21 protein-coding genes are annotated in these 24,462 nt (G+C 74.0%); 11 read left to right on the top strand and 10 right to left on the bottom strand.

What is annotated here, in order from left to right; genetic code table 11:
• Positions 1-18 precede the first annotated feature (18 nt).
• A complete protein-coding gene (locus AB0L74_RS24460) occupies positions 19-1,530 on the bottom strand; it encodes a hypothetical protein (protein WP_365656167.1) in 1,512 nt (503 codons plus the stop codon).
• Between the two features lie 243 nt (positions 1,531-1,773).
• Between AB0L74_RS24460 and AB0L74_RS24455 the strand changes: the two genes are divergently transcribed.
• Both AB0L74_RS24455 and AB0L74_RS24450 read left to right on the top strand, forming a co-directional pair.
• Positions 1,774-2,907 (top strand): aminoglycoside phosphotransferase family protein, encoded by a 1,134-nt coding sequence (locus AB0L74_RS24455; protein ID WP_365656164.1) that lies wholly within the window; start codon positions 1,774-1,776, stop codon positions 2,905-2,907.
• Positions 2,908-3,242: 335 nt separating this feature from the next.
• Complete coding sequence (locus AB0L74_RS24450; protein ID WP_365656360.1) at positions 3,243-5,144, top strand: N-acetylmuramoyl-L-alanine amidase; 1,902 nt, start codon at positions 3,243-3,245, stop codon at positions 5,142-5,144.
• A gap of 12 nt (positions 5,145-5,156) precedes the next feature.
• On the opposite strand, the gene AB0L74_RS24445 is transcribed toward AB0L74_RS24450, so the two are convergent.
• The 3 genes from AB0L74_RS24445 to AB0L74_RS24435 all read right to left on the bottom strand — a co-directional run bounded on the left by AB0L74_RS24445 (position 5,157) and on the right by AB0L74_RS24435 (position 7,076).
• On the bottom strand, positions 5,157-5,654 hold the full coding sequence (locus AB0L74_RS24445; protein WP_029387129.1) for a hypothetical protein: 498 nt from the start codon (positions 5,652-5,654) through the stop codon (positions 5,157-5,159).
• Positions 5,655-5,773: 119 nt separating this feature from the next.
• On the bottom strand, positions 5,774-6,676 hold the full coding sequence (locus AB0L74_RS24440; RefSeq protein ID WP_365656160.1) for a universal stress protein: 903 nt from the start codon (positions 6,674-6,676) through the stop codon (positions 5,774-5,776).
• Positions 6,677-6,833: 157 nt separating this feature from the next.
• Entirely contained in the window at positions 6,834-7,076 is a 243-nt protein-coding gene (locus AB0L74_RS24435) for a DUF397 domain-containing protein (RefSeq protein WP_365656157.1), read from the bottom strand.
• A 352-nt stretch (positions 7,077-7,428) separates the two neighbouring features.
• Here AB0L74_RS24435 and paaK point away from each other — a divergent pair, with 352 nt between their 5' ends.
• Positions 7,429-8,727 carry a phenylacetate--CoA ligase PaaK gene (gene paaK, locus AB0L74_RS24430; RefSeq protein ID WP_365656155.1) on the top strand — a complete coding sequence of 433 codons (1,299 nt, stop codon included), beginning with the start codon at positions 7,429-7,431 and terminating at the stop codon, positions 8,725-8,727.
• On the opposite strand, the gene AB0L74_RS24425 is transcribed toward paaK, so the two are convergent.
• Positions 8,724-10,223 (bottom strand): acyl-CoA synthetase, encoded by a 1,500-nt coding sequence (locus tag AB0L74_RS24425; RefSeq protein ID WP_365656153.1) that lies wholly within the window; start codon positions 10,221-10,223, stop codon positions 8,724-8,726. The two genes, paaK and AB0L74_RS24425, sit on opposite strands and share 4 nt — an antisense overlap.
• A gap of 588 nt (positions 10,224-10,811) precedes the next feature.
• Between AB0L74_RS24425 and AB0L74_RS24420 the strand changes: the two genes are divergently transcribed.
• The 4 genes from AB0L74_RS24420 to AB0L74_RS24405 all read left to right on the top strand — a co-directional run bounded on the left by AB0L74_RS24420 (position 10,812) and on the right by AB0L74_RS24405 (position 16,941).
• A complete protein-coding gene (locus AB0L74_RS24420) occupies positions 10,812-12,257 on the top strand; it encodes a basic amino acid/polyamine antiporter (protein ID WP_365656150.1) in 1,446 nt (481 codons plus the stop codon).
• A gap of 42 nt (positions 12,258-12,299) precedes the next feature.
• Positions 12,300-13,559: an arginine deiminase gene (locus AB0L74_RS24415; RefSeq protein ID WP_365656147.1), complete on the top strand. Its 1,260-nt coding sequence runs from the start codon at positions 12,300-12,302 to the stop codon at positions 13,557-13,559.
• A 134-nt stretch (positions 13,560-13,693) separates the two neighbouring features.
• Positions 13,694-14,941, top strand: a complete 1,248-nt coding sequence (locus AB0L74_RS24410; protein ID WP_365656144.1) for an amidohydrolase — start codon at positions 13,694-13,696, stop codon at positions 14,939-14,941.
• A 233-nt stretch (positions 14,942-15,174) separates the two neighbouring features.
• Positions 15,175-16,941: a serine hydrolase gene (locus AB0L74_RS24405; RefSeq protein WP_365656141.1), complete on the top strand. Its 1,767-nt coding sequence runs from the start codon at positions 15,175-15,177 to the stop codon at positions 16,939-16,941.
• Positions 16,942-16,997: 56 nt separating this feature from the next.
• On the opposite strand, the gene AB0L74_RS24400 is transcribed toward AB0L74_RS24405, so the two are convergent.
• The 3 genes from AB0L74_RS24400 to AB0L74_RS24390 form a co-directional block, all read right to left on the bottom strand.
• Positions 16,998-17,189: a DUF2795 domain-containing protein gene (locus AB0L74_RS24400; RefSeq protein ID WP_029387135.1), complete on the bottom strand. Its 192-nt coding sequence runs from the start codon at positions 17,187-17,189 to the stop codon at positions 16,998-17,000.
• A gap of 77 nt (positions 17,190-17,266) precedes the next feature.
• Positions 17,267-18,835, bottom strand: a complete 1,569-nt coding sequence (locus AB0L74_RS24395) for an NAD(P)/FAD-dependent oxidoreductase (RefSeq protein WP_365656138.1) — start codon at positions 18,833-18,835, stop codon at positions 17,267-17,269.
• A gap of 117 nt (positions 18,836-18,952) precedes the next feature.
• A complete protein-coding gene (locus AB0L74_RS24390; RefSeq protein WP_365656136.1) occupies positions 18,953-19,327 on the bottom strand; it encodes a ferredoxin in 375 nt (124 codons plus the stop codon).
• A 138-nt stretch (positions 19,328-19,465) separates the two neighbouring features.
• On the opposite strand from AB0L74_RS24390, the gene AB0L74_RS24385 reads away from it, so the two are divergent.
• From AB0L74_RS24385 to AB0L74_RS24375, 3 genes are all read left to right on the top strand, one after another.
• Positions 19,466-19,870 (top strand): ChaB family protein, encoded by a 405-nt coding sequence (locus AB0L74_RS24385; RefSeq protein ID WP_365656134.1) that lies wholly within the window; start codon positions 19,466-19,468, stop codon positions 19,868-19,870.
• A 37-nt stretch (positions 19,871-19,907) separates the two neighbouring features.
• Complete coding sequence (locus tag AB0L74_RS24380; RefSeq protein WP_365656132.1) at positions 19,908-20,273, top strand: DUF6479 family protein; 366 nt, start codon at positions 19,908-19,910, stop codon at positions 20,271-20,273.
• A 69-nt stretch (positions 20,274-20,342) separates the two neighbouring features.
• A complete protein-coding gene (locus AB0L74_RS24375) occupies positions 20,343-20,693 on the top strand; it encodes a hypothetical protein (protein WP_365656130.1) in 351 nt (116 codons plus the stop codon).
• Positions 20,694-21,395: 702 nt separating this feature from the next.
• Here AB0L74_RS24375 and AB0L74_RS24370 read toward each other — a convergent pair.
• Entirely contained in the window at positions 21,396-22,787 is a 1,392-nt protein-coding gene (locus AB0L74_RS24370; protein WP_365656128.1) for an MFS transporter, read from the bottom strand.
• A 292-nt stretch (positions 22,788-23,079) separates the two neighbouring features.
• On the opposite strand from AB0L74_RS24370, the gene AB0L74_RS24365 reads away from it, so the two are divergent.
• A complete protein-coding gene (locus AB0L74_RS24365) occupies positions 23,080-23,595 on the top strand; it encodes a MarR family transcriptional regulator (protein WP_365656126.1) in 516 nt (171 codons plus the stop codon).
• Positions 23,596-23,679: 84 nt separating this feature from the next.
• On the opposite strand, the gene AB0L74_RS24360 is transcribed toward AB0L74_RS24365, so the two are convergent.
• Positions 23,680-24,423 (bottom strand): class I SAM-dependent methyltransferase, encoded by a 744-nt coding sequence (locus AB0L74_RS24360; RefSeq protein WP_365656122.1) that lies wholly within the window; start codon positions 24,421-24,423, stop codon positions 23,680-23,682.
• Between the last annotated feature and the right edge of the window lie 39 nt (positions 24,424-24,462).

Genomic DNA, 24,462 nt, shown 5'->3' with positions numbered 1-24,462 from the left:
GGCCGGGCGCGCCATTGCCTAGGCCGGTGCGCTCCGGCCGCCCCGCCCCCTCTCCTTGGGCAGCGCCAGCTTGATCTCCTCTCGCAGCTCCTGGATTCTCGGGTAGTCGGCGTACTCGGCGGTGAGGCGGTACATCTGGCGCAGCCGGTCCCAGGTGCGGCGCGAGGAGTTGGAACCCATCGACATCAGGGCGAGGCGCGCGTAGCGGTCCGCCTGTTCGGGATCGTCGGCGATGAAACAGGCGGAAGCCATCGACAGATGGTCGAAGATCTTCGACCGCTCCCGTCCGTCGACCCGCAGGGCCAGCGCCTTCTCCGCGTAGTACTGGGCGTGCACGGCCGCGCCCGGCTCGAACTCCGCCAGCGTGCGGTAGGCGAGCGCCTGCATGCCGTACAGGTCCTCGTCCCGGAAGGTCTGCATCCAGTCCGGCGGCTCCGTGTCGTTCCTGTCGGAGGCGAAGAGGTCCTCCGCCCGTCCCAGGGTGCGGCGCATCGCCTGCCCCTTGCCCATGGATGCCTGCGCCCAGGCCTCGATGGTGTGGAACATCGCCCGGGTGCGGGGCAGCAGCTGGTCGCCGGAGCCGGACTGGGCGAGCTTCATCAGGTGCAGGGCGTCGTCGGGCCGGCCCAGGTGCACCATCTGCCGGGCGGCCCGGGACAGCGCCTCACCGGCGCGGGGCCGGTCGCCGCCCTCCCGCGCGGCGTGCGCGGCGATGACGAAGTACTTCTGCGCCGTGGGCTCCAGGCCGACGTCGTGCGACATCCACCCGGCGAGGACGGCGAGGTTGGCGGCGACACCCCACAGGCGCCGCTGGAGATGGGGTGGATGCCGGTAGGCGAGCATGCCGCCCACCTCATTGAGCTGGCCCACCACCGCCTTGCGCTGGAGACCGCCGCCGCGGGCGGCGTCCCAGGCGCGGAACACCTCGACCGAGCTCTCCAGTTCCTCGATCTCCTGTGATCCGATGGGGGCGGCCTCGTAGCGGTCGTACCCAGCGGGGTCGGCGGCGTGCAGAGGGTCGTAGAGGTCGGGAGCGTCGGCAGCCAGGGCCGGATCGGTGCGCAGCCAGTCGTGCATGGCACTGCCGAGTGCGGATCCCGGGGTGAGTGCGGAACCCGCGGTGAGCGCGGCGCCCGCGCCCACCAAGCCGCGTCGGTTGAGCATGAGGTCCATTCCCGTGAATTCGGTGAGAACCTCGGCGGTCCGTTCGGGCGCCCACGGCACTCCGTCGGGATGCTCGCTCCCGCCGCCCTGCCGTTTCCCCGCGCGCCCGTGCCGTACCAGACCGAGGTCCTCGATGGTCACGACACGGCCGAGACGCTCGGTGAACAGAGCCGCCAGCACTCGCGGCACCGGATCACGGGGTATCTCCCCCATGTCGATCCAGCGCCGGACCCGCGAGGTGTCGGTCGCCAGCTGCGGGTGGCCCATGGCCGTCGCCTGCCGGTTGACCAGCCGCGCGAGCTCGCCCTTGGACCAGCCGGCCAGGCCGAACAGGTCCGCGAGCCGGGTGTTGGGTTGTCCGCTCACATCAAGCCCCCAGGTTCTCGGCTGACTTGACAGTAGCCCCGGCAAAGTTGCCGGGCGACTATTCGCCAGGGTTCGCCAGGGTGCGCCAGATGGTGTGCCAGGGCTGTTCGGGTGTCAGGTAGGAAAGCGCCACCCCGACCCGGCCGCCGCAGGGGCATTCCCCAGGGTGCTTCTGCGGCGGCCGGGCCGGGTGTGCGACGTTCAGGCAGGCACAGCAGGCACACGAAGGGATCTGTCTCGCCCATGTACGCAGCATCGTCCTCCGTGTCCGCCCCGCCCCGGCCGCTGCACCGCCCGGCGGGCGGCGGACCCTATCTCGCCCCCGCGCGCCCGGCGGCCCCGGTCCTCGGGACGGGCAGGCTGCGCGCCACGGGGCCCGGCACCCAACCGCTCAGCGGGAGAATCGACTTGTCCGGCCCTCAGGGCGCTCAGCTGCGGACGGCGATCGCCGCGGTGCACCGGATCTGCCCGGAGTTCTCCCCGGTGCAGGTGCTGCGCCGCAGCGGACGGTATGTGCTGCTGGTCGGTACGACCGGACGCAGCACGGCCGTCGCCAAGTGTTTATTGGACCACTCCCCCGCCTGGGCGGAGCGGATCCGCCACGAAATAGCGGCCTACCGCTCCTTCGTCCGGCACCGCCCGCCGGTCCGGGTTCCGAGGCTGATCGCGGCGGACCCGGACCACGGCACCCTCGTCATCGAGCGGATGCCGGGGCGGGCGGCGGCGCTCCAGCGGCACCCGGCACAGGCGCCGCAGCGGGCGGACATCAAGGCGGCACTCGGAGCCATCTGCCGGCTGAACAGCTGGCGCCCCCCGGCGGGCACGTTCGACGCCCCGCTGGACTACGCGGCGCGGATCTCCCGGTATCACGAGCTGGGGCTGCTCACCGACCGGGACCTGGGCGACTTGCAGAAGCTGCTGCACGGCATCGCCCACGCGGCCGGGCGCCAGGGCATGGGCCAGTTCTGCCACGGCGACGCTCTTCTGTCGAACATCCTCCTGTCACCGGCCGGTCCAGTGCTGGTGGACTGGGAGCACGCGGGGTGGTACCTGCCGGGCTACGACCTGGCGACGCTGTGGTCGGTGCTCGGGGACGCGCCGCTGGCCCGGCGGCACATCAGCCAGATCGCGCAGTCGGCGGGCCCCGCCTCGCGTGATGCCTTCCTGGTGAACCTGATGCTCGTCCTGACCCGCGAGATCCGCACCTACGAGACCGCCGTGCAGCGTTCGATGCACGGCACGACCCCGGCGGCACCGGGCACGGCCCACCCGGGTGCTGCGCCGACCGGCGAGGAACAGCGGCTGCTGCTGCGGCGGCTGCACGACGACTGCCAGCTGGCCCGGAGGGCCGTGCGCGCGGCGGTCGGCACTCGCTGACGGGGACGCGAGGGTCCGCGATGCGCCCGGCCGGACAGGGGCGCACCGCGGACTTTCGTGTGTCAGGGCCCGGGCCGGAACCACCGGTGTACGCCATCGACGCCCCGCAGGCCCGAGGGCGCCCCGCCGCGAAACCCGCCCCTTTCCCCGCCCGCACGGGAAACCTCCCGAGCACAGGCGTGATTGACGGATCGCCGGGCCGCCGGTACCACTGACCCAGCCCGGCCCGCACACCCCGCCACGCCCGACCGTCCCAGGAGGCCGCATTGCGAGGTCCCGTCGCCGACGCCGGCTCCGCCCCCGCCCTCAGACATCCGCGCCGCGCGGCCCGCGCCGTGGCCGCCGCGGCCCTGCTGCTGCCGCCGTTGCTGGCCGCGGCCCCGTCCGGCGCCCGTCCCGCCGAGGACGGCCGCCTCCAGCGGGCCTTCGCCGCGGCGGCCGCCGAGTACCGCGTACCGCAGAGCGTGCTGCTGGGCGTCTCCTACCTCCAGTCCCGCTGGGACGCGCACGGCGGTGCCCCGAGCGTGACCGGCGGCTACGGCCCGATGCACCTCACCGACGCCCGCACCGCGCTTGCAGAAACGTCACATCACAACGACGGCACCGAGGATCCGCGCGGCGACGACGCCCGCGCCCCGCTGCACCCGCGGCCCTCCGCGCCGGACGCCGACGCCCTGCCGGCCCGGCTGGGGACCCTGCTGAAAGCGGCGGAGCTGACCGGGCTCAGCGCCGAGGCGCTGCGGACCGACCCGGCCGCCAACGTGGCGGGCGGGGCCGCGCTGCTCGCCGCCGCCCAGCGGGAGCTGGGCGAGCCGCCGAGCGCGGACCCGGCGCACTGGTACGGGGCGGTGGCCCGGTTCTCGGGCGCCGACGACTCGGCGACGGCGGCGGCGTACGCCGACGACGTGTACGAGGTGATCCGCGCGGGCGAGCGGCGCACCACGGACGCCGGTCAGCGGGTCGAGCTGCCGGCCCGGCCGGACCTGGCACCGGACACCGCCCAGCTCGCGGGCGCGGGCCTGCGCGCCCCCTCCGCCGCCGGCACCGAGTGCCCGAGGACGGTGTCCTGCGAGTGGATACCGGCACCGTACGAGGAGTTCGGGGATGGCGACTACGGCAACCACGACCTGGCCGAGCGGCCCGTCTCCCCGTCCATCCGGTACATCGTCGTCCACGACACCGAGGGCGCCTGGGACGGCGTGCTGAACATGGTGCGGGACCCCACCTACGTGTCGTGGCACTACACGCTGCGGTCCACCGACGGGCACATAGCCCAGCATGTGAAGGCCGAGGACGTGGCCTGGCACGCGGGCAACTGGTACGTCAACGCCCACTCCATCGGCCTGGAACACGAGGGTTTCCTGGCGGAGCCGGACGCCTGGTACACCGAGGCGATGTACCGCTCCTCGGCCCGGCTGGTGAAGTACCTGGCCAGGAAGTACGGCATCCCGCTGGACCGGCAGCACATCCTGGGCCATGACAACGTGCCCGGCCCGACCGCCGGGACGATACCGGGCATGCACACCGACCCGGGCCCGTACTGGGACTGGCGGCACTACTTCCGGCTGCTGGGCCGTCCGTTCGAGCCCGGCGCGGGCAGGCACGCGGACCTGGTGACGATCCGCCCCGACTACGCCCGCAACCGCCCCGAGTACACCGGCTGCGCGGTCCGGGGCGAGCCGTGCGCGTCGCACGGCTCCAGCGCGGTACGGCTGTACGCGGACCATGACGTCAAGGCCCCGCTCATCAGGGACGCCGGCCTGGGCACGGCCCCGACGACCGGGGTGAACGATCTGTCCTCGCGGGTGTCGACCGGCCAGCAGTACGCGGTCGCCGACCGGTGGGGGGACTGGACGGCGATCTGGTACCTGGGCCAGAAGGCATGGTTCCGCAACCCGGCGAAGCACCCGGTGGCGGTGCCCGCGGCGGGCCGGACGGTGACGCCTCGGGCGGGCCTGGAGAGCGTCCCGGTCTACGGGCGGGCCTACCCGGAGAAGGCGGCCTACCCGGCGGACGTGCCCGCCCAGGCGGTGACGCCACTGCCGTACAGGCTGCCCGAGGGGCAGAGGTACGTCGTCGGGGACGAGGTGCCCGGCGAGTACTACTACGCGGTCACCTTCACCCCCGACGCCCACCGGACGGTGATCGGCGAGGACCTGTACTACCAGATCCAGTTCGGCCACCGGGTCGCGTTCGTGCGGGCCGCCGACGTACGAGTCGTTCCCTCGGGCGCGTAGGGGGGGCCGGTCTCAGCCCTGCTGGAAAAGCTCCGCCGGGAGCGGCTTCAGCAGGGCGTACAAGTCGTCGGTGATGGGGCGGTCCCAGGCGGCGATGGTCACCAGGACGTTGTCGCTGCGGTCGAACTGCACGCAGGAGATCCGGCCCTCGGAGAGCTTCAGGCGACGCACGATCAGCAGGTTGTCGCCCTGCATCACCGGCACGTCCTCGGTGCCGACGACGGTCACCTCCTCGTCGTTCTCCAGGGCCAGCAGCAGCTGGGCCACCTCGAAGGGGACCTGCCCCTCGGGGAGGTCGCGGGCCGGGGAGCCCTCCGGCAGATTGCCGATGATCATGGCGGGACCGCGGCCGCCGAACAGGTCGTACCGCAGGAAGACACCCTGGCAGCTGCCGTCGGGGGCGGGCAGCAGCCCGGCGCCCAGATTGCCGGGCCAGTCGCCCGGGTCCATGGCCAGTACGTCGAAGTCGGGCCCGGCGGGTGTGGCGCTGCGGCGGCGGAGGAACGACATGCCGCCATGGTACGTGCCCGGACCCGCCCCGTGGCGTGCGGGCGGCGCCCGATCGCGGCGCGCGCCCGGCCCCTCGCGGCGCCGGGCGGCGGCCACCGGTGACGGTGTCCTCTGCCGTCTCAGTCCTCCGGCGGTGCCGGCGGCACCACGGCGACCGGGCTCGCCGCGTGCAGCAGGACGGCCTGGGCGACGGAGCCCATCATGCGGGCGGGTGCCAGCAGGCGCCGCCGGTGGCGGCCCACGACGACCAGTTCGGCGTCCTTGGAGGCGGCGACGAGCCGGCCGGCGGCGTCCCCCGGTGTCACGTGCAGCTCGGTCCGGACGCCGGGGTGGCGTTCGCGGTGCGGGGCGAGGAAGCCCTCGGCGAGGCTGCGGGTCTCGCTCTCCACGGCGACCTGGTCGATCACCGGCGGCACGATCTGGGCGGGGGCTCCCCAGGGCTGCACGGGCCACGGGTAGGCGGCGACCACCTCCAGCCGGGCGTCGCGCAGGCCGGCCTCGGTGAAGGCGAAGGCGAGGGCGGCGTCGTCGGGGCTGTCCGCGTGCAGGCCGGCCACCACGCGCGGGCCGGGTTCCCGCGGCGCCTCCTCGTGCACCTCCCGTCCGGGGCGGGGCACCACGACGACGGGGCACTCGGCGTCGCGGGCGGCGGCGAGGCTGTTGGAGCCGAGCAGCAGACTGGCGAAGCCGCCGCGGCCCCGGGAGCCGAGCACCAGCAGTTCCGCCTCGGCGCCGAGGTCCGGCAGTACGGCACCGGGCACGCCGTCGGTGCCGGCGTACTCCGCGGCGCTGTCGCCGGCCCGTTCCCGCAGGTGGGTGCGGGCCCGTTCCAGCACCGGGTCGTCGCCGGGGTCCGGCGGCCCCGCGACCAGGACATCGGGCTGGGCCCAGGCGGCGTACTGCCGCACGTGCACCACCCGCAGCGGCGCCCGGCGCCTGCGGGCGGCGTCGAGAGCCCAGTCGAGGGCGCGCAGGCTGTCGTCCGACCCGTCGACCGCCGCGATGACCGGCAGGGTGCTCATGGGTTCCTCACCTCCGGGGGTACGCCTTCCCCCTCCCGGCCCAGCGTCGCTCAGGCCCCGGCCCGTGGAGGGTGCTCCCGGTCGCGTGTCCGGAAAATCGGCGAGAACACCCCCGGATCGGCGGTCGGCCGTACCGGCCGGCCGCGGCCCGGGTGCGTCAGGTGAGGTCGAACTCTCCCTCCCGCGCGCCGGAGACGAACGCGCCCCACTCGGCGGGGGTGAAGATCAGGGAGGGGCTCTCCGGGCGGGCGCTGTTGCGCATGGCGATGAAGCCCTCGACGAAGGCGATCTGGACATCCCCCAGGCCGCGGCTGCCGGACTGCCACTGCGCGTTGGTGAGGTCCAGTTCCGGCTTGTCCCAGCCCGTGAGCGGGCGCTGGTGGGTGATGCTCTCGGCCACGTCGGTGCTCCTCCCGAGTCGTCGTCCGCGGCCAGCCTAGCGATCGTCCCGGGGCGCCGACAGGCCACGTGAGGGGGAGCTTTCGGTCCGGCGGGCGGCCCCGTCCCGACGGCCCGGAGGGGTTCGTACGCCGCCTCGCCCGGCTGTCTGGGCGGGGAGCCTCCCGTAAAGGCGGGCGGCCGCATCCCGGTGGCGGGTGGCGGCCCGCGGCGGTACGCGACGGGCCGCGCCGCGCCGAGAAAACGCGCTCCGGGCTCTTGCTTCGCGCCCGCCGGGCTGGATTACTGATCTCCGGCACCTCGACCGAATGATCGGTCGTCCGTGATGAAGCGGTGGGTGAGGGAGGCGTCCGATGGCGGATGCGACGGCGGATCTGCTGGATGCCGGGGAACGGCTCGAGGCCGGCGCGCTGCGGGAGCTGCAGCTGGCCCGGCTGCGGTCGTCGCTGCGGCACGCCTATGACAACGTGCCGTTCTACCGGGAGTCGTTCGACGCGGCCGGGGTGCGCCCGGAGGACTGCCGTTCGCTCGCCGACCTGGCGCGGTTCCCGTTCACCGTCAAGACGGACCTGCGGGAGCAGTACCCGTACGGGATGTTTGCGGTGCCCCGGGAGCGAGTGCGCCGGATCCACGCCTCCAGCGGCACCACCGGGCAGCCCACGGTCGTGGGCTACACGGAGGGCGATCTGTCGGTGTGGGCGGACATGGTGGCCCGCTCGATCCGGGCGGCCGGCGGGCGCCCCGGGGACGTGGTGCACGTGGCCTACGGCTACGGGCTGTTCACCGGTGGCCTGGGCGCCCACTACGGCGCGGAGCGGCTGGGCTGCACGGTCGTCCCCGCGTCCGGGGGCATGACGGCCCGTCAGATCCGGCTGATCCAGGACCTCGGCCCGCGCATCATCATGGTCACCCCCTCCTACATGCTCACGCTCCTCGACGAGTTCGAGCGGCAGGGCGTGGACCCGCGCGGCACCTCGCTGCGGGTGGGCGTCTTCGGGGCGGAGCCGTGGACCGAGGAGATGCGGCGGGAGATCGAGGAGCGGTGCGCGATCGACGCGGTGGACATATACGGGCTGTCCGAGGTGATCGGCCCGGGCGTGGCGCAGGAGTGCGTGGAGACCAAGGACGGGCCGCACATCTGGGAGGACCACTTCTACCCCGAGGTCGTGGACCCGGTCACCGGTGAGGTGCTGCCGGAGGGCGAGGAGGGCGAGCTGGTGTTCACCTCGCTCACCAAGGAGGCGATGCCGGTGATCCGGTACCGGACGCGGGACCTGACGCGTCTGCTGCCGGGCACGGCGCGGGTGTTCCGGCGGATGGAGAAGGTCACCGGCCGCAGCGACGACATGGTGATCCTGCGCGGGGTGAACCTCTTCCCCACCCAGATCGAGGAGATCGTGCTGCGCACGCCGGGGGTCGCGCCCCACTTCCAGCTGCGCCTGACCCGGGAGGGCCGGCTGGACGCCCTCACCGTGCGGGCCGAGGCGCGTCCCGATGCCGGTCCGCGCGTCCGGGAGGCGGCGGCGCGGTCCGTCGCGGCGGCCGTGAAGGAGGGCATCGGGGTGTCGGTCGAGGTGGAGATCGTCGATCCGGAGACACTGGAGCGGTCGGTGGGCAAGATCCGCCGGATCGTGGACCTGCGGTCTCGTTAGCCGTCCGTGAAGCGCCGCCGCAGCTCCCGCTTGAGGATCTTGCCGCTGGCGTTGCGCGGCAGCTCGTCCACGAACAGGACGCGTTTGGGCGCCTTGAAGGCGGCGAGCCGCCCCCGGGCATGGGCGATGAGCTCGGCCTCGGTGACCTCGTGGCGCGGGACGACGACCGCCGTGACGGCCTCGATCCAGCGCTCGTCGGGCAGGCCGATCACGGCGGCCTCGGCGACCGCCTCGTGTGTGTACAGGGCATCCTCGACCTGCCGCGAGGCGACCAGGACGCCGCCGGAGTTGATGACGTCCTTCACGCGGTCGACGATCGTGTAGTAGCCGTCGGTGTCCCGCACGGCGAGGTCGCCGGAGTGGAACCAGCCGTCGCGGAACGCCTCCGCCGTCTCCTCGGGCTTGTCCCAGTACCCCTCGCACAGTTGCGGAGAGCGGTAGACGATCTCGCCGGGCGTGCCCGGGGGGACCTCCTTGCCGTCCTCGCCGACGACCCGGGCTTCGACGAAGAGCACGGGACGGCCGCAGGAGTCCATCCGGCCCTCGTGCTCGCCGGGTCCGAGGACGGTGGCGAGGGGGCCGATCTCACTCTGGCCGAAGCAGTTGTAGAAGGCGAGTCCGGGCAGGCGTGCGCGCAGCCGCTCCAGGACGGGCACCGGCATGATCGACGCGCCGTAGTACGCCTTGCGCAGCCCGCCGAGGTCCCGGGTGGCGAAGTCGGGCCGGTTCGCCAGGCCGATCCAGACGGTGGGCGGCGCGAAGAGAGTGTCGATGCGGCCGGACTCGATCAGGTCGAAGACCGTGTCGCCGTCGGGTGCGTCGAGGATGACGTTCGTCGCTCCGACGGCGAGGTAGGGCAGCAGGAAGACGTGCATCTGCGCCGAGTGGTACAGCGGCAGCGCGTGCGCGGGCCGGTCGCCCTCGCGCAGGTCGAGGGCGGTGAGGGCGCTGAGGTACTCGTGGACCAGTGCCCGGTGGGTCATCATCGCGCCCTTGGGCAGGGCGGTGGTGCCGGAGGTGTACAGCAGCTGGACCAGGTCTTCGGCGTCCGGTTCCGGGCCCTCGTGGGCGGGGGCCGTGGCCAGCCGCGCCAGCAGCGCGTCGCCGGAGTCCCGCAGCGGCAGGGTCCGTACACCGCCGGGGAGGCGGCCGGCCAGGCCGGGGTCGGCGAGGACCAGCGTGCTGCCGGACTGGCCGACGACGTAGGCGAGGTCGTCGCCGGTGAGGTGGTGGTTGACCGGCACGTGGACCAGGCCCGCGCGGGCGCAGGCGAGGAAGGCGATCACGTAGGCGTCCGAGTTGTGACCGTAGGCGGCGACCCGGTCGCCCGGGGAGAGTCCCTGGCCGCGCAGGACGCTCGCCGCGCGGGAGACGGCGGTGTCCAGTTCCTCGTACGTCCAGCGGCGCTCGCCGTACTCCACCGCGAGGCGCGTGGGGGTGCGCCGGGCGCTGCGCCGGAGCATCCCGTCGACCGTGCTGCCGTGTCCGGGCGTCATGACAGCCGATCCTCGACCGGCCGCGGGGCCGGGTCAAGACGCCTGCGCGGCCCGGTCGGACGCGCCCGGCCCGCGCGGCGGCCTCCTCGGGTCCGTCAGTCCGCTCACCGACACGGCGATGCCGCCGGGCCGTCGCCCCGTGGACGGGCCGCTGGGCCGGGCACGGCGGTGCGTACCTCGCCGCCCTCGGCCACGCGGTACGACGGGTCCCGGCCCTCCGCGGGTCGGCCCGCCCTTTCCGTGCGGGCCGCGCCCGACAGGGGGCACCAATGCCCCCAATACGTGCTAAACAGCACAGAGCGCACTACCGTGCTGCTGACCGTGCACGCGTGGGGAAGGGCGGTGGGGCCGCCCGGACACCGGGTTCCGGGGATTCCGCGGGCCTCGGACCTGGGCGACGCCCCCGCGGTACCGGTGCGTGCGAGCCGCGGGGCGTCCGGTGGCCCGGCCGTCGCCCGCGGCCGCGTCCGCCGGGGGCCGGGCCGGCCGCGGTCGTGTGCCGGGACCCGGGCTCCCCCGTTCGGGCCGCCGGCGGGTGCGTCTCGGGCATCGCCTTGCCGGCGTCGGACGACCCTTGGGAGACAGGCCATGAGTTCCGCGGGAACGGAGAGCGGGCGTCCCGGGTCCGCACCGGCCAAGCTGGCACTGCCCAGCCTGGTCGCCATGGTCGTCGGCTCCATGGTCGGCGCCGGCGTGTTCTCCCTGCCCGGGCGGTTCGCCCAGGAGACGGGCGTCGCGGGCGCGCTCATCGCCTGGGCGATCGCCGGGACGGGCATGCTCATGCTCGCCCTGGTCTTCCAGAGCCTCGCGGTGCGCCGCCCGGACCTGGACGCCGGCGTCTACGCGTACGCCAAGGCCGGCTTCGGCGAGTACCTCGGCTTCTTCTCGGCGTTCGGGTACTGGGCCAGCGCCTGCGTCGGCAACGTGACCTACTGGGTGCTGATCATGTCCACGGCCGGGGCCGTGATCCCCGCCCTCGGGGAAGGCGACACCGTCCTGGCGGTGGTGCTGTCCTCGGCCGGGCTGTGGGGGTTCTTCTTCCTGGTGCGCCGGGGCGTTCGGGAAGCCACCGCCATCAACCGCGTCGTGACCGTGGCCAAGATCATCCCGATCGTCGTCTTCGTCGTGCTGGCCCTCTTCTACCTGGACGCGGACGTCCTCGCCGACAACGTCCGCGGTGCCGACCACACCGGATCGCTCTTCCACCAGGTGCGCGGCACGATGCTCGCCACCGTCTTCGTGTTCCTGGGCATCGAGGGCGCCAGCGTCTACTCCCGTCACGCCCGGCGCCGTGAGGACGTCGGCCGGGCCACGCTGCTGGGGTTCCTCAGCGTCTTCGCCGTCTTCGCCTCGGTCACCCTCGTCTCCTACGGCATCGTCCCCATGGACCGGATCGCCGGGCTGCGCCAGCCCTCCATGGCGGGCGTGCTGGAGGAGGCGGTCGGCACCTGGGGAGCGGTCTTCGTCAGCGCCGGACTGGTCGTCTCCGTGCTGGGCGCGTATCTGGCCTGGACCCTGATGGCCGCGGAAGTGCTCTTCGTCGCCGCCCTCGACGACGACATGCCGCGTTTCCTGCGCCGGGTGACCCCGGCCGACGCGCCCGTGGCCGCGCTGCTGCTGACGACGCTGCTGTCGCAGGTCGTGCTGATCGTGACACTGGCGTCCGACGACGCCTTCGACTTCGCGCTCAACCTCACCAGCTCGCTGTCGCTCATCCCCTACCTGCTGGCCGCGGCCTTCGCGGTCAAGATCGCCTGGCGGCCGGGCGGGGACCCGGCGGCCGGGCGGGGCCGCGCCCTGCCCGTCGCGGCCCTCGCGACCCTTTACACCGCCTTCCTCGTCTACGCGGCCGGGCTGAAGTACCTGCTGGTGTCCTTCGTCGTCTACGCGCCCGCGACCATCCTGTTCGCGATGGCCCGGCGCGAGCGGGACCGGCGCGTGTTCACCCCGGCCGAACTCGTCATCTTCCTCGTCTCCGTGGCCGGAGCGGTGCTCGGCGTCCTCGCGCTGGCTCTCGGCCGGATCGAGCTGTGACCGTGAGCGCCGTGCCCACGGCACCCATCGGGAAAGGAACGTATGAGCTCCCACGCCCCGGCCGCGTCCGCCCACGGTGTCCACTCCGAGGTCGGCAGGCTCCGCAAGGTCCTGGTGTGCGCGCCCGGCCGGGCGCACAAGAGGCTGACCCCCACCAACGCCGCCGAGCTCCTCTTCGACGACGTGATGTGGGTGGAGAGCGCCCAGCGCGACCACGCCGACTTCGTCCGGCAGCTGAACGACCGTGGTGTGGAGGTCGTGGAACTGCACGATCTGCTCGCCGAGACGGTCACCCTGCCCGAGGCGCGCGCCTGGCTGCTGGACCGCAAGATCGTCAGCAATCAGGTGGGCATCGGGCTGGTCGACGACACACGCGCCTACCTCGACGGTCTGCCTCCGCGCCGGCTGGCCGAGCACCTGATCGGCGGCCTGGCCACCACGGATCTGCCGGACGAGTTCCGCTCCGGCTACCTCGCCCTCGCGCGAGAGTCGACCGGTGCCCGCGAGTACCTGATGCCGCCCCTGCCCAACACGCTGTACACCCGCGACACCACCTGCTGGCTCTACGGCGGGCTCACCCTCAACCCGCTGTACTGGCCCGCCCGGCACGACGAGACGCTGCTGATGAAGGCCGTCTACACCTTCCACCCGGACTTCCGCGGCTCCACCGTGTGGTGGGGCGATCCGGAGGAGGACTGGGGCCAGGCGACGATCGAGGGCGGCGACGTCATGCCCATCGGCAGGGGGGCCGTCCTGATCGGCATGAGCGAACGCACCTCCCGGCAGGCCATCACCCAGGTCGCCGCCGCCCTGTTCCGCAACGGCGCCGCCGAGCACGTCATCGTCGCCGCCATGCCCAAGCTGCGGTCGGCCATGCACCTGGACACCGTCTTCACCTTCGCGGACCGCGACCTGGTGACGGTGTATCCGCGCATCGTGGAGTCGATCCACACCTTCTCGCTGTACCCGACCGACAAGATGTACGGCCTGGACGTCATCGACGAGGGCTCCCGGCCCCTGGTCGACGTGGTGGCCCGGGCGCTGGGGCTGAAGGCCCTGCGCGTGGTGGAGACCGGCGGCGACGCGTACGCCTCCGAGCGCCAGCAGTGGGACAGCGGCAACAACGCCGTCGCCGTGGAGCCCGGCGTCGTCTTCACCTACGACCGCAACACCCAGACCAACGCCCTGCTGCGCGACGCGGGCGTCGAGGTCGTGCCCATCGTCGGCGCCGAACTGGGACGGGGCCGCGGGGGCGGGCACTGCATGACCTGCCCCCTCGTCCGCGACCCGGTCGACCACTGAAACCGGCGCGACCGCCGCCGCCCACGAGGCGCACCGGCCCGGGTACGCCCCGGCCGCGGTGGTGAAGCATCATAGGGCGGGCTCCCGCGCCCGCCCAGGACAATCGGTACGACCGCGAAGACGGAGGACCCACGATGGCGGCAGCCGGCACGGCGACGGACCTGGCATCGCTCTACCGCGACCTCCACGCACACCCCGAGCTCGCCTTCCAGGAGACACGCACCGCCGGGATCGTCGCCGACCGGCTGCGGTCCCTGGGGTACGAGACCGCCACCGAGGTCGGCGGGACGGGGGTCGTGGGAGTACTGCGCAACGGTGACGGCCCCACCGTCCTGCTGCGCGCCGACATGGACGGCCTCCCCGTCCGGGAGCGGACCGGCCTGCCCTACGCCAGTACCGCCCAGGGCACCGACAGCGGCGGCGGCACCGTCCCCGTCATGCACGCCTGCGGCCACGACGTGCACGTCACCTGCCTGCTGGGCGCCGCCGCCGAGCTCGCCGCGAACCGCCACACCTGGCGAGGCACCGCCCTGCTGGTCTTCCAGCCGGCCGAGGAGACCGGCCAGGGTGCCCGGGCGATGGTCGACGACGGCCTCTACGACCGTTTCGGCCGGCCCGCCGTCGTCCTGGGCCAGCACGTCGCTCCCCTGCCGGCCGGGGTCCTCGGGCTCCATCCCGGACCGGCCTTCGCCGCCTCCGACTCGCTGTCCGTCGTCCTCCACGGGCAGGGCGGCCACGGTTCCCGGCCGGAGACGACCGTCGATCCCGTGGTGATGGCGGCGGCCACCGTGATGCGCCTGCAAGGCGTCGTCTCCCGCGAGGTCTCCGGGTCCTCCACCGCGGTCCTGACCGTCGGGGCCCTGCACGCCGGCACCCGCGGCAACGTCATCGCCGACCGGGCCGAACTCCTGCTGAGCGTCCGCACGTTCGAGCCGTCCGTGCGGGACACGGTGCTGGCCGCCGTCGAGCGTGTCGTCCGGGCCGAGGCCGCGGCCTCCGCGGCACCCCGCGATCCGGACATCACCCTCACCGAGTCCTTCCCCTCCGTGTTCAACGACCCCGGTGCCTGCTCCCTCGTCGAGCGCGCCTTCACCGCCGACCTCGGTCCCGGCCGGGTCGTCGACCCCGGGCCCGTCACGGGCAGCGAGGACGTCGGCATCCTCGCCACCGCCGCTGACGCGCCCTGCGTCTACTGGCTCCTCGGCGGCGCGGACCCGCAAGCCTTCGCCGACGCCACCGACCTGGAAGCCGTCCAGCACGTCGTCCGCGGCCTGCCCTCCAACCACTCCCCCCACTTCGCCCCCGTCGTCGAGCCGACCCTCGCCACCGGCGTCGGCGCCCTGGTCTGCGCGGCCCGCGCCTGGCTGCCCGCGCCCGCCTGACCCGCGCGCCGTCCTGTCCGGCAGCACGGAAGCGGCCGGTTCACCGCCGCGCGGGGCCGCGGCCTGAGCGCACACCGGTCGCGACCGGCTTTCCCCGGCCCCTGCCCGGAGGTCCGCGGAACCCGGCCACATCTCGCCCGCCCCATTGACACACTCCCCCGCTGACAGGAAAGTTTCACCCCGCACGGAATTCCCGGAAAGATACTTTCAGCCTGGGCGGCGGGAGGCTTTCGATGGCGGAGGCGGCGAACGGCTACACACGGCGGCACCTGGGCGCCCTGGCCCTGGGCGGGGCGCTGGCGATCGCGCCCTTCGCCGCCGGGCCCGCGTCGGCCGTCCCGGACCGGGCGCGGCGGCGGCCGACCCTGCGCCACGGCACCGCCGAGCGCGCCGGTCTGCTCCCGGCCCATCTGCGGCAGCTCGTCACCGACGCCGAGGCGTTCCTCGGCCCCTCCCCCAAGCATCCCTGGTACTCGGGCGCCGTGCTGCTCGCCGGGCGCGGCGGCACCGTGGCACTGCACGAGCCGATCGGCATGGCGGTGCGCTACCGGGCATACGACGAGAAGACCGGCACCGGCGTCGAGTTCCCGCCCGACGCACAGATCCCCATGACCCGGGAGACCGTGTTCGACCTGGCGTCGGTGTCGAAGCTGTTCACCTCGCTCCTGGCCGTGCAGCAGATGGAGCGGGACGCCCTGCGGCTGGAGGCGACGGTCGCCTCGTATCTGCCGGAGTTCGGCCGGGCCGGCAAGCAGGACATGACGATCCGTCACCTGCTCACCCACACCTCCGGGTTCCGGGCCTGGATACCCCTGTACAACGCGCCGACGTACGAGGAGAGGATCCGGCTCGTCCACGACGAGGCACCCCTCACTCCGCCCGGCACCGCCTACCTGTACTCCGACCTGAACCTCATCGCGCTCCAGCTGGTGCTGGAGCGGATCACCGGCCGCGCCCTGGACACCCTGCTGCGCGAGGAGATCACCGGCCCGCTGGGGCTGCGCCGCACCCGCTACAACCCGCCCGCCTCCTGGAGACCCCGGATCGCCGCCACCGAGGACGCCCGCAGGCCCTGGTCCGGCCTGGACCGGGGGCTGGTGTGGGGCGAGGTGCACGACGAGAACGCCTACAGTCTCGGGGGCGTCGCGGGGCACGCGGGAGTCTTCTCCCGCGCCTGGGATCTGGCCGTCCTCGCCCGGACGCTGCTCAACGGCGGTTCCTACGGCCGGGCGCGCATCCTGCGCCCGGAATCGGTGGAGCTGATGTTCACCGACTTCAACACGGCCTTTCCCGGCGACGAGCACGGGCTCGGCTTCGAGCTGCACCAGCACTGGTACATGGGCGCGATGGCCACGCCGCGCACCGCCGGGCACACCGGCTTCACCGGCACCTCGCTGGTCCTGGATCCGACGACCGACTCCTTTCTCGTCGTACTGGGCAACTCGGTCCACCCGGCGCGTAGTTGGCGGTCCGGTTCCGCGCCGCGCGTGGCCGCCGCGAACAACCTGGCGCGGGCCGTGCCGGTCCGTCCCGCGCGGGGACGCACCGCCTGGTTCTCGGGGATGCGGAACGCCGCGACGGCGACGCTCGCCCTGCCCGCGCTGGACACCTCCTCCGGCGGGGCCCGGCTGACCTGTGCCCTGTGGTGGGACACGGAGCCGGGACCGGACACCCTGACCCTGGAGGCCACGGACGACGGCGGCGCCACCTGGCGTCCGGTCCCCTTCACGACCGCCCGCGCGGGCGGGGAGCCGCGGCGCCGTCCAGGCTCGGTCACCGGCTGGTCCGGACGGGTCTGGCACCGGGTCGCCGCGGATCTTCCGGCCGCCCGCCGGCTCGCGACGCGCTGGCGGTACGCGACCGACCGGCTGTACGTGGGCCGCGGGGCGTATGTCGACGGCCTGCGCGTCCAGGCGGCCGCAGGGGTCCTCTTCGACGAGGCGCGCCCGGCGGACGCGGCGCGGATCGAGGCGGCCGGCTGGACGGCGTCGGCCGACTGAGCCGGCCCGGACGGGCGCCCCCGCCGGCCGGGGCCGGGCGGCCCGTGGGCCGCCCGCTACTCGTTGAAGACGGCCTTCTGCACCTCGTTGGGTCCGTCGAAGCGGTCCTGCTTCAGGCCGTCGAGGCGGCTGACGACCTTCTCGTCCGCCTTGTTCTTGCGGGCACGCTCCACCAGGTGCTTCTTGTCCGTCGGGTAGTCCATGCCGCTGAGGGCCTTCTGCAGGTCGATGGGGCTGAGGTCCGCCATGACAGCCTCCCTCTGGTAGTACGTCACGGAATTTCCGTTATGTCGCGGTACCCCTCCCTCGGCGACGCATGCGCCCGTCAGCCCCGTGATGCCTCCAGCACCGCCATGGCCGCGTTGTGCCCGGGCACTCCGCTCACCCCGCCGCCGCGCACCGCGCCCGCCCCGCACAGCAGCACCCGGGGTTGCGGGGTCTCCACACCCCAGCGGCCGGTGCCCGCCCCGGCGTGGGGCCAGGACAGGTCGCGGTGGAAGATGTGGCCGCCGGGCAGCCGCAGCTCCCGCTCCAGGTCGAGCGGGCTCTTGGCCTCGATGCACGGCCGCCCCTGCGCGTCCGTGGCCAGGCAGCCGGCGAGCGGCTCGGCCAGGTGGGCGTCGAGCTGCGCGAGCGTCGCCCGCAGCAGCTCCTCGCGCACGGCGCCGTTGTCCCGGGCGAACAGCCGGGCCGGAGCGTGCAGGCCGAAGAGGGTGAGGGTGTGCAGGCCCCGCCCGGCCAGGCCGGGGCCGAGGATCGTGGAGTCGGTGAGCGTGTGGCAGTAGATCTCCGAGGGCGGCACGGCGGGCACCCGGCCGGCCGCCGCCTCGGCGTGGGCCGCGGCCAGCTGCGCGTAGCCCTCGGCGACGTGGAGGGTCCCGGCGAACGCCTCGTGTGGGTCGACCGCGCGGTCCCGCAGCGCCGGGAGCCGCGTGAGCAGCATGTTCACCTTGAGCTGGGAGCCTTCGGCGCGGGCCGGGGCCGGGGCCGACGTCAGCGCGGCCAGTTCGTGCGGGGAGGCGTTCACCAGGACGTGCCGCGCCGCGGCGACGCCCTCGCCCTCGGCGGTCCGGTAGGCGACCTCCGCCGAGCGGCCGTCGGTGGCGATCCCCACGGCCTCGTGCCCGGTGGCGATGACGGCGCCCGCCGCGCGGGCCGCCCGGGCCAGCGCGCCGGTGAGGGCTCCCATCCCGCCGACGGGCACCTTCCAGGCGCCGGTGCCGCCGCCGATCACGTGGTACAGGAAGCAGCGGTTCTGTTTCAGGGAGGCGTCGTGGGCGTCGGCGAAGGTGCCGATCAGGGCGTCGGTGAGGACCACGCCGCGCACCGTGTCGTCGGTGAAGCGCTCCTCGATCGCCACGCCGACCGGCTCCTCGAACAGGGCCCGCCAGGCGTCCTCGTCGTCGATGCGGCGGCGCAGCTCCTCGCGGGTGGGCAGCGGCTCGGTGAGGGTGGGGAACACCCGCTGGGCGACGCGTCCGGTCATGCCGTAGAAGCGGCGCCATGCCTCGTACGCGCGGTCCGAGCCGGTGAGCCGCGCGAACGAGGCACGGGTCCGCTGCTCGCCGCCGCCGACGAGGAGCCCGGTGGGCCGTCCGTCGCGCTCCACGGGCGTGTACGAGGAGACGGTGCGCGGGCGGAGTCGGACGTCCAGGCCGAGGTCGCGCACGATCTTCGGGGGCAGCAGGCTGACCAGGTAGGAGTACCGGGACAGCCGCGCGTCGACGCCGGTGAACGGCCGCGCGGAGACGGCCCCGCCGCCGGTGTGCCCCAGACGCTCCAGCACCAGGACGGAGCGCCCGGCCCGGGCGAGGTAGGCGGCGGCGACCAGCCCGTTGTGGCCCGCGCCGACGATGACGGCGTCGTAGGCGCCCCGTACCCCGTGTGCGGTCATGGTTCTTGCTAGCACGCGGTCGCCGGGAGCCGCCAGAGGGACCGGCGCCTCCCGGATCCGCGTGAGTGAGCCGGGGCCCGCGCGGCACCGGGCCCCCGCGGTGGCCCGGCGGCGCGGTCAGCCGAGGGTGGTGAGGAAGTCCGTGCACGCCTTGGCGCAGGCCCGGCACACCTTCGCGGTCTCCGCGGCGCCGGGGTGCTCGTCGAAGACGTGCGCGCTCTCCAGGCACACCTGCCGGCACCATTCGACCTGGACGCGGATCGCCTCCTCGTCCACCTGGTTCTGCTCGGACAGCACACGGCAGGTCGCGTCGCACACCTCCGCGCACATGATGCCCTTGCGTCGTACGAGTTCCTGGTTCTCGACCCCGTCCGGATCCACGAGGCTCGCGCGCACCGCGCAGGCGCGGGCGCATTCGGTACACGCCTGGGCGCAGGCGAAGCGGTCCTCCAGGAACCGGAAGAGCTCCTGCTGCGATGTCGTCGATGTCACAGGGCGCGGGTAGCCCCGGCCGGGGGGCGTCAAACCCGCCTTCCGCCCAGTGTTCCCAAGGGTTCTCGGCCGTTTTCGGACCCTCCCGCCGGGCACTCGTGCTCCTTCGGCGAACCCGAGAGGACGGAGGTGGGTCCCGTGCCGGGACGTGAGGAACTGCCGTCGACCCTGGAGCGGTCCCCGCAGGACGCCCAGCGCACCTGGATCAAGGCGCACGACTCGGCCGTGGAGGAGTACGGCGAGGGCGAGCGGGCGCACCGGGTGGCCTACGGCGCGCTGAAGCACACGTACGAGAAGGTCGGCGACCACTGGGAGCGCAAGGAGGGCGGCCGCAAGGGGCCCTCGGACCCGCGTTCGGCCCGGCCGCGGCAGCAGGGCGGCCGCAGCGGTGAGGGCGTCGACGAGCAGGCGTCCAAGGAGCACCTGTACGGCGTCGCCAAGCGGCTGGGGGTCGCGGGCCGGTCGCGGATGAGCAAGCCGGAGCTGCTCGACGCGATCCGCAAGGCGAACCGTTCGCAGACGCGAGCGGCCCGGTCGAGGTGATCCGGTTGGCCGGGGCCGCGCGGGGTACTCGCGTGCCATGACGACCGCATGGATGGATCTGGCCGCGGGCCGTGGCGCCCTCGGTGTCGGGCTGGGCGTGGCCGCCGTCGTGGTGGTGGCCCTGCTGATCGGTGCCTTCGCTATCGGTATCCGCAGCAAGCGCCGGGAGTCGCCCCCGCCCCGCCCGGAGGAGCAGCCCCGGATGCCCGAGGGGGGCCCGGTCCGCGAGGTGAGGGAGAACCGCGAACCCGACGAGATGCCCCGCAGCGAGGAGCGCCTGACGCCGCACCAGCTGAAGGGGCACGGCACCATGGGCGACCGTTCCGCCGCGACGGGGGAACGGCCCCGCTGGGACGAGGGCAGCAGCGGCTCGTTCGGCAGCGGTGGTCCGGGCGGGCGCTGATCCGGCGCCGCTTCGACCGCCGTGCCCCCGGCCGCGCCGCAAGGCCGCCGTACAGAGGAAGTGAGAACCATGGCCGACCCCGCCCGCAACACCCTTCCCCTGCCCGACTACGACCATCTGCCGATCGGCGGGCTGGAGAGCCGCATCCGGTCGCTGGGTGTCGAGGAGGTGGAGGAGCTGCTGGCGTACGAGCGGTCGCACGCCGACCGCCTGCCGGTGACGGAGCTGCTGGCGGCCCGTCTGGAGCAGTTGAAGTCCGGCGCCGAGCCGTCGTCGGGTGACCCCGGCGCGCTGCGCCCCGAGCAGGCCCAGGGCCACACGGGGTCGCCCGTGTCGCCCGCGACCTCTCCGCAGCCCATGAGCCCGCCGCCGCACGGTACTCCCGACCAGCGGGGCAAGCCGAAGGGGAACCGCACGTAGCGCGCGTGGTTCCCCCGGCCCGCAGGCCGGTGAACCCACGCAGGGGCGGCCGCCGCACCGGACACCGGCGCGGCGGCCGCCCCGCTGTCGTGTCCCGCCCTTGTTCCGGCGGGCCGGGGACGCGGGCCCCGGGGCAGTCGTACGCCACGGCGCCCCGCCGCCGGAGGCGTCCGCCCCGCCGCCGGAGGCGTCCGCCCGGCTGCCGTGGCGCAGCCGGGCGGACGCGCGTATGCCGGGCGCCGTGGCCGCGGCGGGCGGGGAAGACGGCGTCCGCGTGCTCGCCCAGCGCGGGCGGCGCGAGCCGGTAACGCGCCGGAGTGGCGCTGAGGCGGACCAGGTGGGCGCCGCCGGCCTCCACCGCGGCCTCCCCGAGGAGGCGTTCGGCGTAGGCGAACGACTCGTCGAGGCGTTGACCGGCCCGGCCGGACCTCCGGCGGCCGGCAGCACCTCGGCCCAGCGGCCGGCGGTGCGGGTACGCAGCCGTTCCTGGAGGGCGGCGCGCGGGGCGGTCCGGTGCGCGACGCCTGCGCAGCGAGTAGTACACCGGCCCGGGGCCCCCGCCGAGAGCGGCGGCTCCCGGAACCGAACCGCCCTCGGGGCGGCCCGTCCCCGGCCGCGGAACGCGATGGTCCGCCCCGGCCTCGTGCGGCAACACCTCGCCGCCGCACCCGGGCGGCGGGTGCGGCGGCGGGGGTGAGCGCGTCAGGAGCGGGACGCGGGAGCCCCGTCCACGGCCCGTACCGAGACCAGTACCACCAGCAGCGAGACGAGTCCGACAGCGGCCGCTCCCCAGATCCCCGCCCTGATCCCCAAGGGCAGCAGCGTCGCCGCGGCGAGCGCCGCGCCCAGCTCTCGGCCGCCCGCCGTCACGCCGGAGGCCACCCCCTCCTTGCCCGCCACGGCCCGGGCCAGCCCGGCCGCCGACGTGGTCGGCACCAGCAGGCCCCAGCCCATGCCGAGGAAGACCAGCAGCACCAGCAGCGGGCCGTACCGTTCGAAGACCAGCGGCATGGGGATCAGGACGGCGACGACGAGCGCGGAGCCGAGGACCATCGCCCCGCGTACGCCGAGCCGGCCGATCACCCGCCCGGCCGCCAGGGCGGCCACGATGTTGCCGCCGGCCAGGGGAAGCAGGGCCACCCCCGCCTGGAAGGCGGACATGCCCAGTTCGTCCTGGAGTCCCATGCTGACGATGTACAGGGTGCCGAAGAACGCGGCCGTGCCGACCACGGTCACCACCGCGTTCGCGCTGAACGGGACGTCCCGCAGCTGGCCGAGCGGGAGCATCGGCGCGGCGGCACGCCGCTCGACCCTGCCGAAGAGCCACACCGCCGCGGCGGCGGCCACCACACCGGCCCCGAGAGCCCACGCCGGGAGCGCGCGCCAGTCATGGGCCAGGAAGGCCACCAGTCCCAGCAGTACCACCATCACGACCAGGCCCGGCAGGTCGAGCCGGGCTCCCCCACCGCGCAGCAGCGGCAGAACCGGGCGTCCGACCAGCGCGAAGACGACCGCGAGCACGGCGACGGCCAGGAACATGGCCCGCCAGGACGACACCGACACCAGCGCCCCGCACAGTACGGGCCCCAGCGCGGCCCCGAGCGCGTTCGCCCCCGCCCACATGCCGATCGCCCAGGAGAGCCGGCCGGGAACGTCCTGGTAGACGAACTGGATGAGGGTGAGCGCCGAGGGCAGGACCAGCGCGGCGCCGACGCCCTGGCCGAACGTGCCCACGACCACCACGGCCACCGAGGGGGCGGCTGCCGCGACCAGGCTGAACACGGTGAAGACACCCAGTCCGCCCAGGAAGACGCGACGGGCGCCGAACCGGTCGGTCAGCGCACCGCCGGTGAGCGACAGCATCGCGAAGGCGAGGGTGTAGCCGGACAGCACCCAGCCGATCGCGGTTCCGCCCGCGTGGAAGGACGACCGGATGGCCGGGGAGGCGATGTTCAGGCCCGAGGTCAGCAGGATGACCAGCAGGGTGCCCAGGCTCGCACTCGCCAGGACCAGACCGGGTGAGCGCCGGCGAGGGGCCACCGAGGCCCGGGCCTCAGGATCCGTGAGGACGGGGGAGACGTGCTCGCTATGCATGCCACTCACGCTATAGGTAGTTCGCGAACGAATCAATTGTGTCCGGAGGCGCCGACCGTCCGCCCGGCGTCCGGCCGCCACGGTTAGCCTGGTGGCGCCCGCCCCCCGCCCGGACCGCCCGGAGACTGCCCGCGTACCGCTCGGAAAGCCCTCGGAGCCACCCGCGTTCACTCAGTCTCCGCCAGGGGGCACTCGGTGAACGCTTGGAGACCACCAGAGACCACCAGAGACCGCAGAGACCACCAGAAGACCGCAGAGACCGCAGAGACCGCTTAGAGAAAGAGCGAAAGATATGTCCGCGTCGGACGCCGTCGACACCGCCTCACGGCAGTGGGCCGCCTCCTGCCCCCGGCTCGACGTCTCCCCCAGCGAGGTACTCGCCCGCATCCAGCGCCTGGGCCAGCTGATCGACGAAGCCCAGAACCGGCGTCTGCGCCGGCGCCCCGGGATGCTGGTGAGCAACCTCGGTGACTTCGACGTACTGCGCGCGCTCCGCCGTGTCGGCCCGCCCTATGCCCTCACCCCGGGCCAGCTGCGGCAGGCGATGCTCGTCTCCGGTGCCGGCCTGAGCGGGCGGCTCAAGCGTCTGGAGCAGGAGGGGTGGATCACCCGGACCGCCTCCCCCGAGGACGGCCGCTCCTCCATCGTCCGGCTCACCCCCGAGGCGGTGTCCGACCTCGACCGCGACCTGGAGAACCACTTCGCCTTCGAGTCCGACCTCCTCAGGTCGCTCGGCACGGACGAGCGCCGCCGGATCGCCGACGATCTGCGCACCCTCCTCCTCGACCTGGAGGCGCGGCTCGGCTGACGCGACGCGTGCCGGAAGGGCTCAGGGCGGCCGGGCGAGCCCTGGACCGGGCTCGGGCCGGGACGCCCGGGGCCGGCCGCGTGGCTACCGGGCCGGCGGGAGCCGGTAGACGGAGACGTGGGACCGGGATTCGGCGGTGAAGGGGGCGCCGGCCCAGTCCGCGTGCCTGCTCTCCCGTTCGAACCCGGCCAGCCGGGCCATGAGGTCGAGTTCGGCCGGCCAGATGTAGCGGTGCGGGCTGCGGAACAGCCGGGCCTGTCCGGTCCCGTCGAAGTGGAAGTGGTGCGAAACGACGTGCTGACGCAGGACGTCGTAGGTGTCCAGACCGATGTAGCCGGGGTCGCTCCGCCAGACGGTGGCCGTTCGGCCCGGCGGCAGCGTGCGCAGTTCGGGCACCCAGAGCTCGACCACGAACCGGCCGCCGGGCGTGAGGTGCCGGGCGGCGTTGCGGAAGCAGTCGACCTGCTCGGCCTGGGTGAGCAGGTTGGAGATGGTGTTGTAGACGAGGTAGACCAGGGAGTACTTCCCGGGGGCGACCGTGGTCGCCATGTCCCCCATGACCACGGGGATCGTCGCCTCGTCCGCCTTCGTGCGCAGTTGCTCCACCATCGCCGGTGACAGCTCGATGCCGGTGACCGGTATCCCGCGCCCGGCGAGCGGGACGGCGACCCGGCCGGTGCCGACGGCGAACTCGAGCGCCGCCCCCTGCCCGGCCAGTCGGGCGAGGCGGTCGACGGTCGGTTCCAGGACCTCGGGGGCGAACATGCCGGACCCGGGCGTGTCGTAGTTCCGGGCCGTGTCGGCGCCCCATGTCTCCTCCGGCTGCACGCGGTCAACACTCCCCGCGGCGCTCTGTGATGTCCAGCG

The sequence above is a fragment of the Streptomyces sp. NPDC052020 genome (genome assembly GCF_040680575.1).
GTDB lineage: Bacteria > Actinomycetota > Actinomycetes > Streptomycetales > Streptomycetaceae > Streptomyces.
The sequence above is the reverse complement of the archived record's forward strand: the minus strand, read 5'-3'. Positions and strand labels throughout refer to the sequence as shown.

What these genes read in the sequence shown, in the direction of transcription:
- AB0L74_RS24420 (WP_365656150.1), top strand. Translation starts at nt 10,812, where the DNA reads ATGAGTTCCGCGGGAACGGAGAGCGGGCGTCCCGGGTCCGCACCGGCC.
- AB0L74_RS24370 (WP_365656128.1), bottom strand. Translation starts at nt 22,787, where the DNA reads ATGCATAGCGAGCACGTCTCCCCCGTCCTCACGGATCCTGAGGCCCGG.
- AB0L74_RS24395 (WP_365656138.1), bottom strand. Translation starts at nt 18,835, where the DNA reads ATGACCGCACACGGGGTACGGGGCGCCTACGACGCCGTCATCGTCGGC.
- AB0L74_RS24410 (WP_365656144.1), top strand. Translation starts at nt 13,694, where the DNA reads ATGGCGGCAGCCGGCACGGCGACGGACCTGGCATCGCTCTACCGCGAC.
- AB0L74_RS24365 (WP_365656126.1), top strand. Translation starts at nt 23,080, where the DNA reads ATGTCCGCGTCGGACGCCGTCGACACCGCCTCACGGCAGTGGGCCGCC.
- AB0L74_RS24440 (WP_365656160.1), bottom strand. Translation starts at nt 6,676, where the DNA reads ATGAGCACCCTGCCGGTCATCGCGGCGGTCGACGGGTCGGACGACAGC.
- AB0L74_RS24405 (WP_365656141.1), top strand. Translation starts at nt 15,175, where the DNA reads ATGGCGGAGGCGGCGAACGGCTACACACGGCGGCACCTGGGCGCCCTG.
- AB0L74_RS24415 (WP_365656147.1), top strand. Translation starts at nt 12,300, where the DNA reads ATGAGCTCCCACGCCCCGGCCGCGTCCGCCCACGGTGTCCACTCCGAG.
- paaK (WP_365656155.1), top strand. Translation starts at nt 7,429, where the DNA reads ATGGCGGATGCGACGGCGGATCTGCTGGATGCCGGGGAACGGCTCGAG.
- AB0L74_RS24425 (WP_365656153.1), bottom strand. Translation starts at nt 10,223, where the DNA reads ATGACGCCCGGACACGGCAGCACGGTCGACGGGATGCTCCGGCGCAGC.
- AB0L74_RS24400 (WP_029387135.1), bottom strand. Translation starts at nt 17,189, where the DNA reads ATGGCGGACCTCAGCCCCATCGACCTGCAGAAGGCCCTCAGCGGCATG.
- AB0L74_RS24375 (WP_365656130.1), top strand. Translation starts at nt 20,343, where the DNA reads ATGGCCGACCCCGCCCGCAACACCCTTCCCCTGCCCGACTACGACCAT.
- AB0L74_RS24380 (WP_365656132.1), top strand. Translation starts at nt 19,908, where the DNA reads ATGACGACCGCATGGATGGATCTGGCCGCGGGCCGTGGCGCCCTCGGT.
- AB0L74_RS24455 (WP_365656164.1), top strand. Translation starts at nt 1,774, where the DNA reads ATGTACGCAGCATCGTCCTCCGTGTCCGCCCCGCCCCGGCCGCTGCAC.
- AB0L74_RS24445 (WP_029387129.1), bottom strand. Translation starts at nt 5,654, where the DNA reads ATGTCGTTCCTCCGCCGCCGCAGCGCCACACCCGCCGGGCCCGACTTC.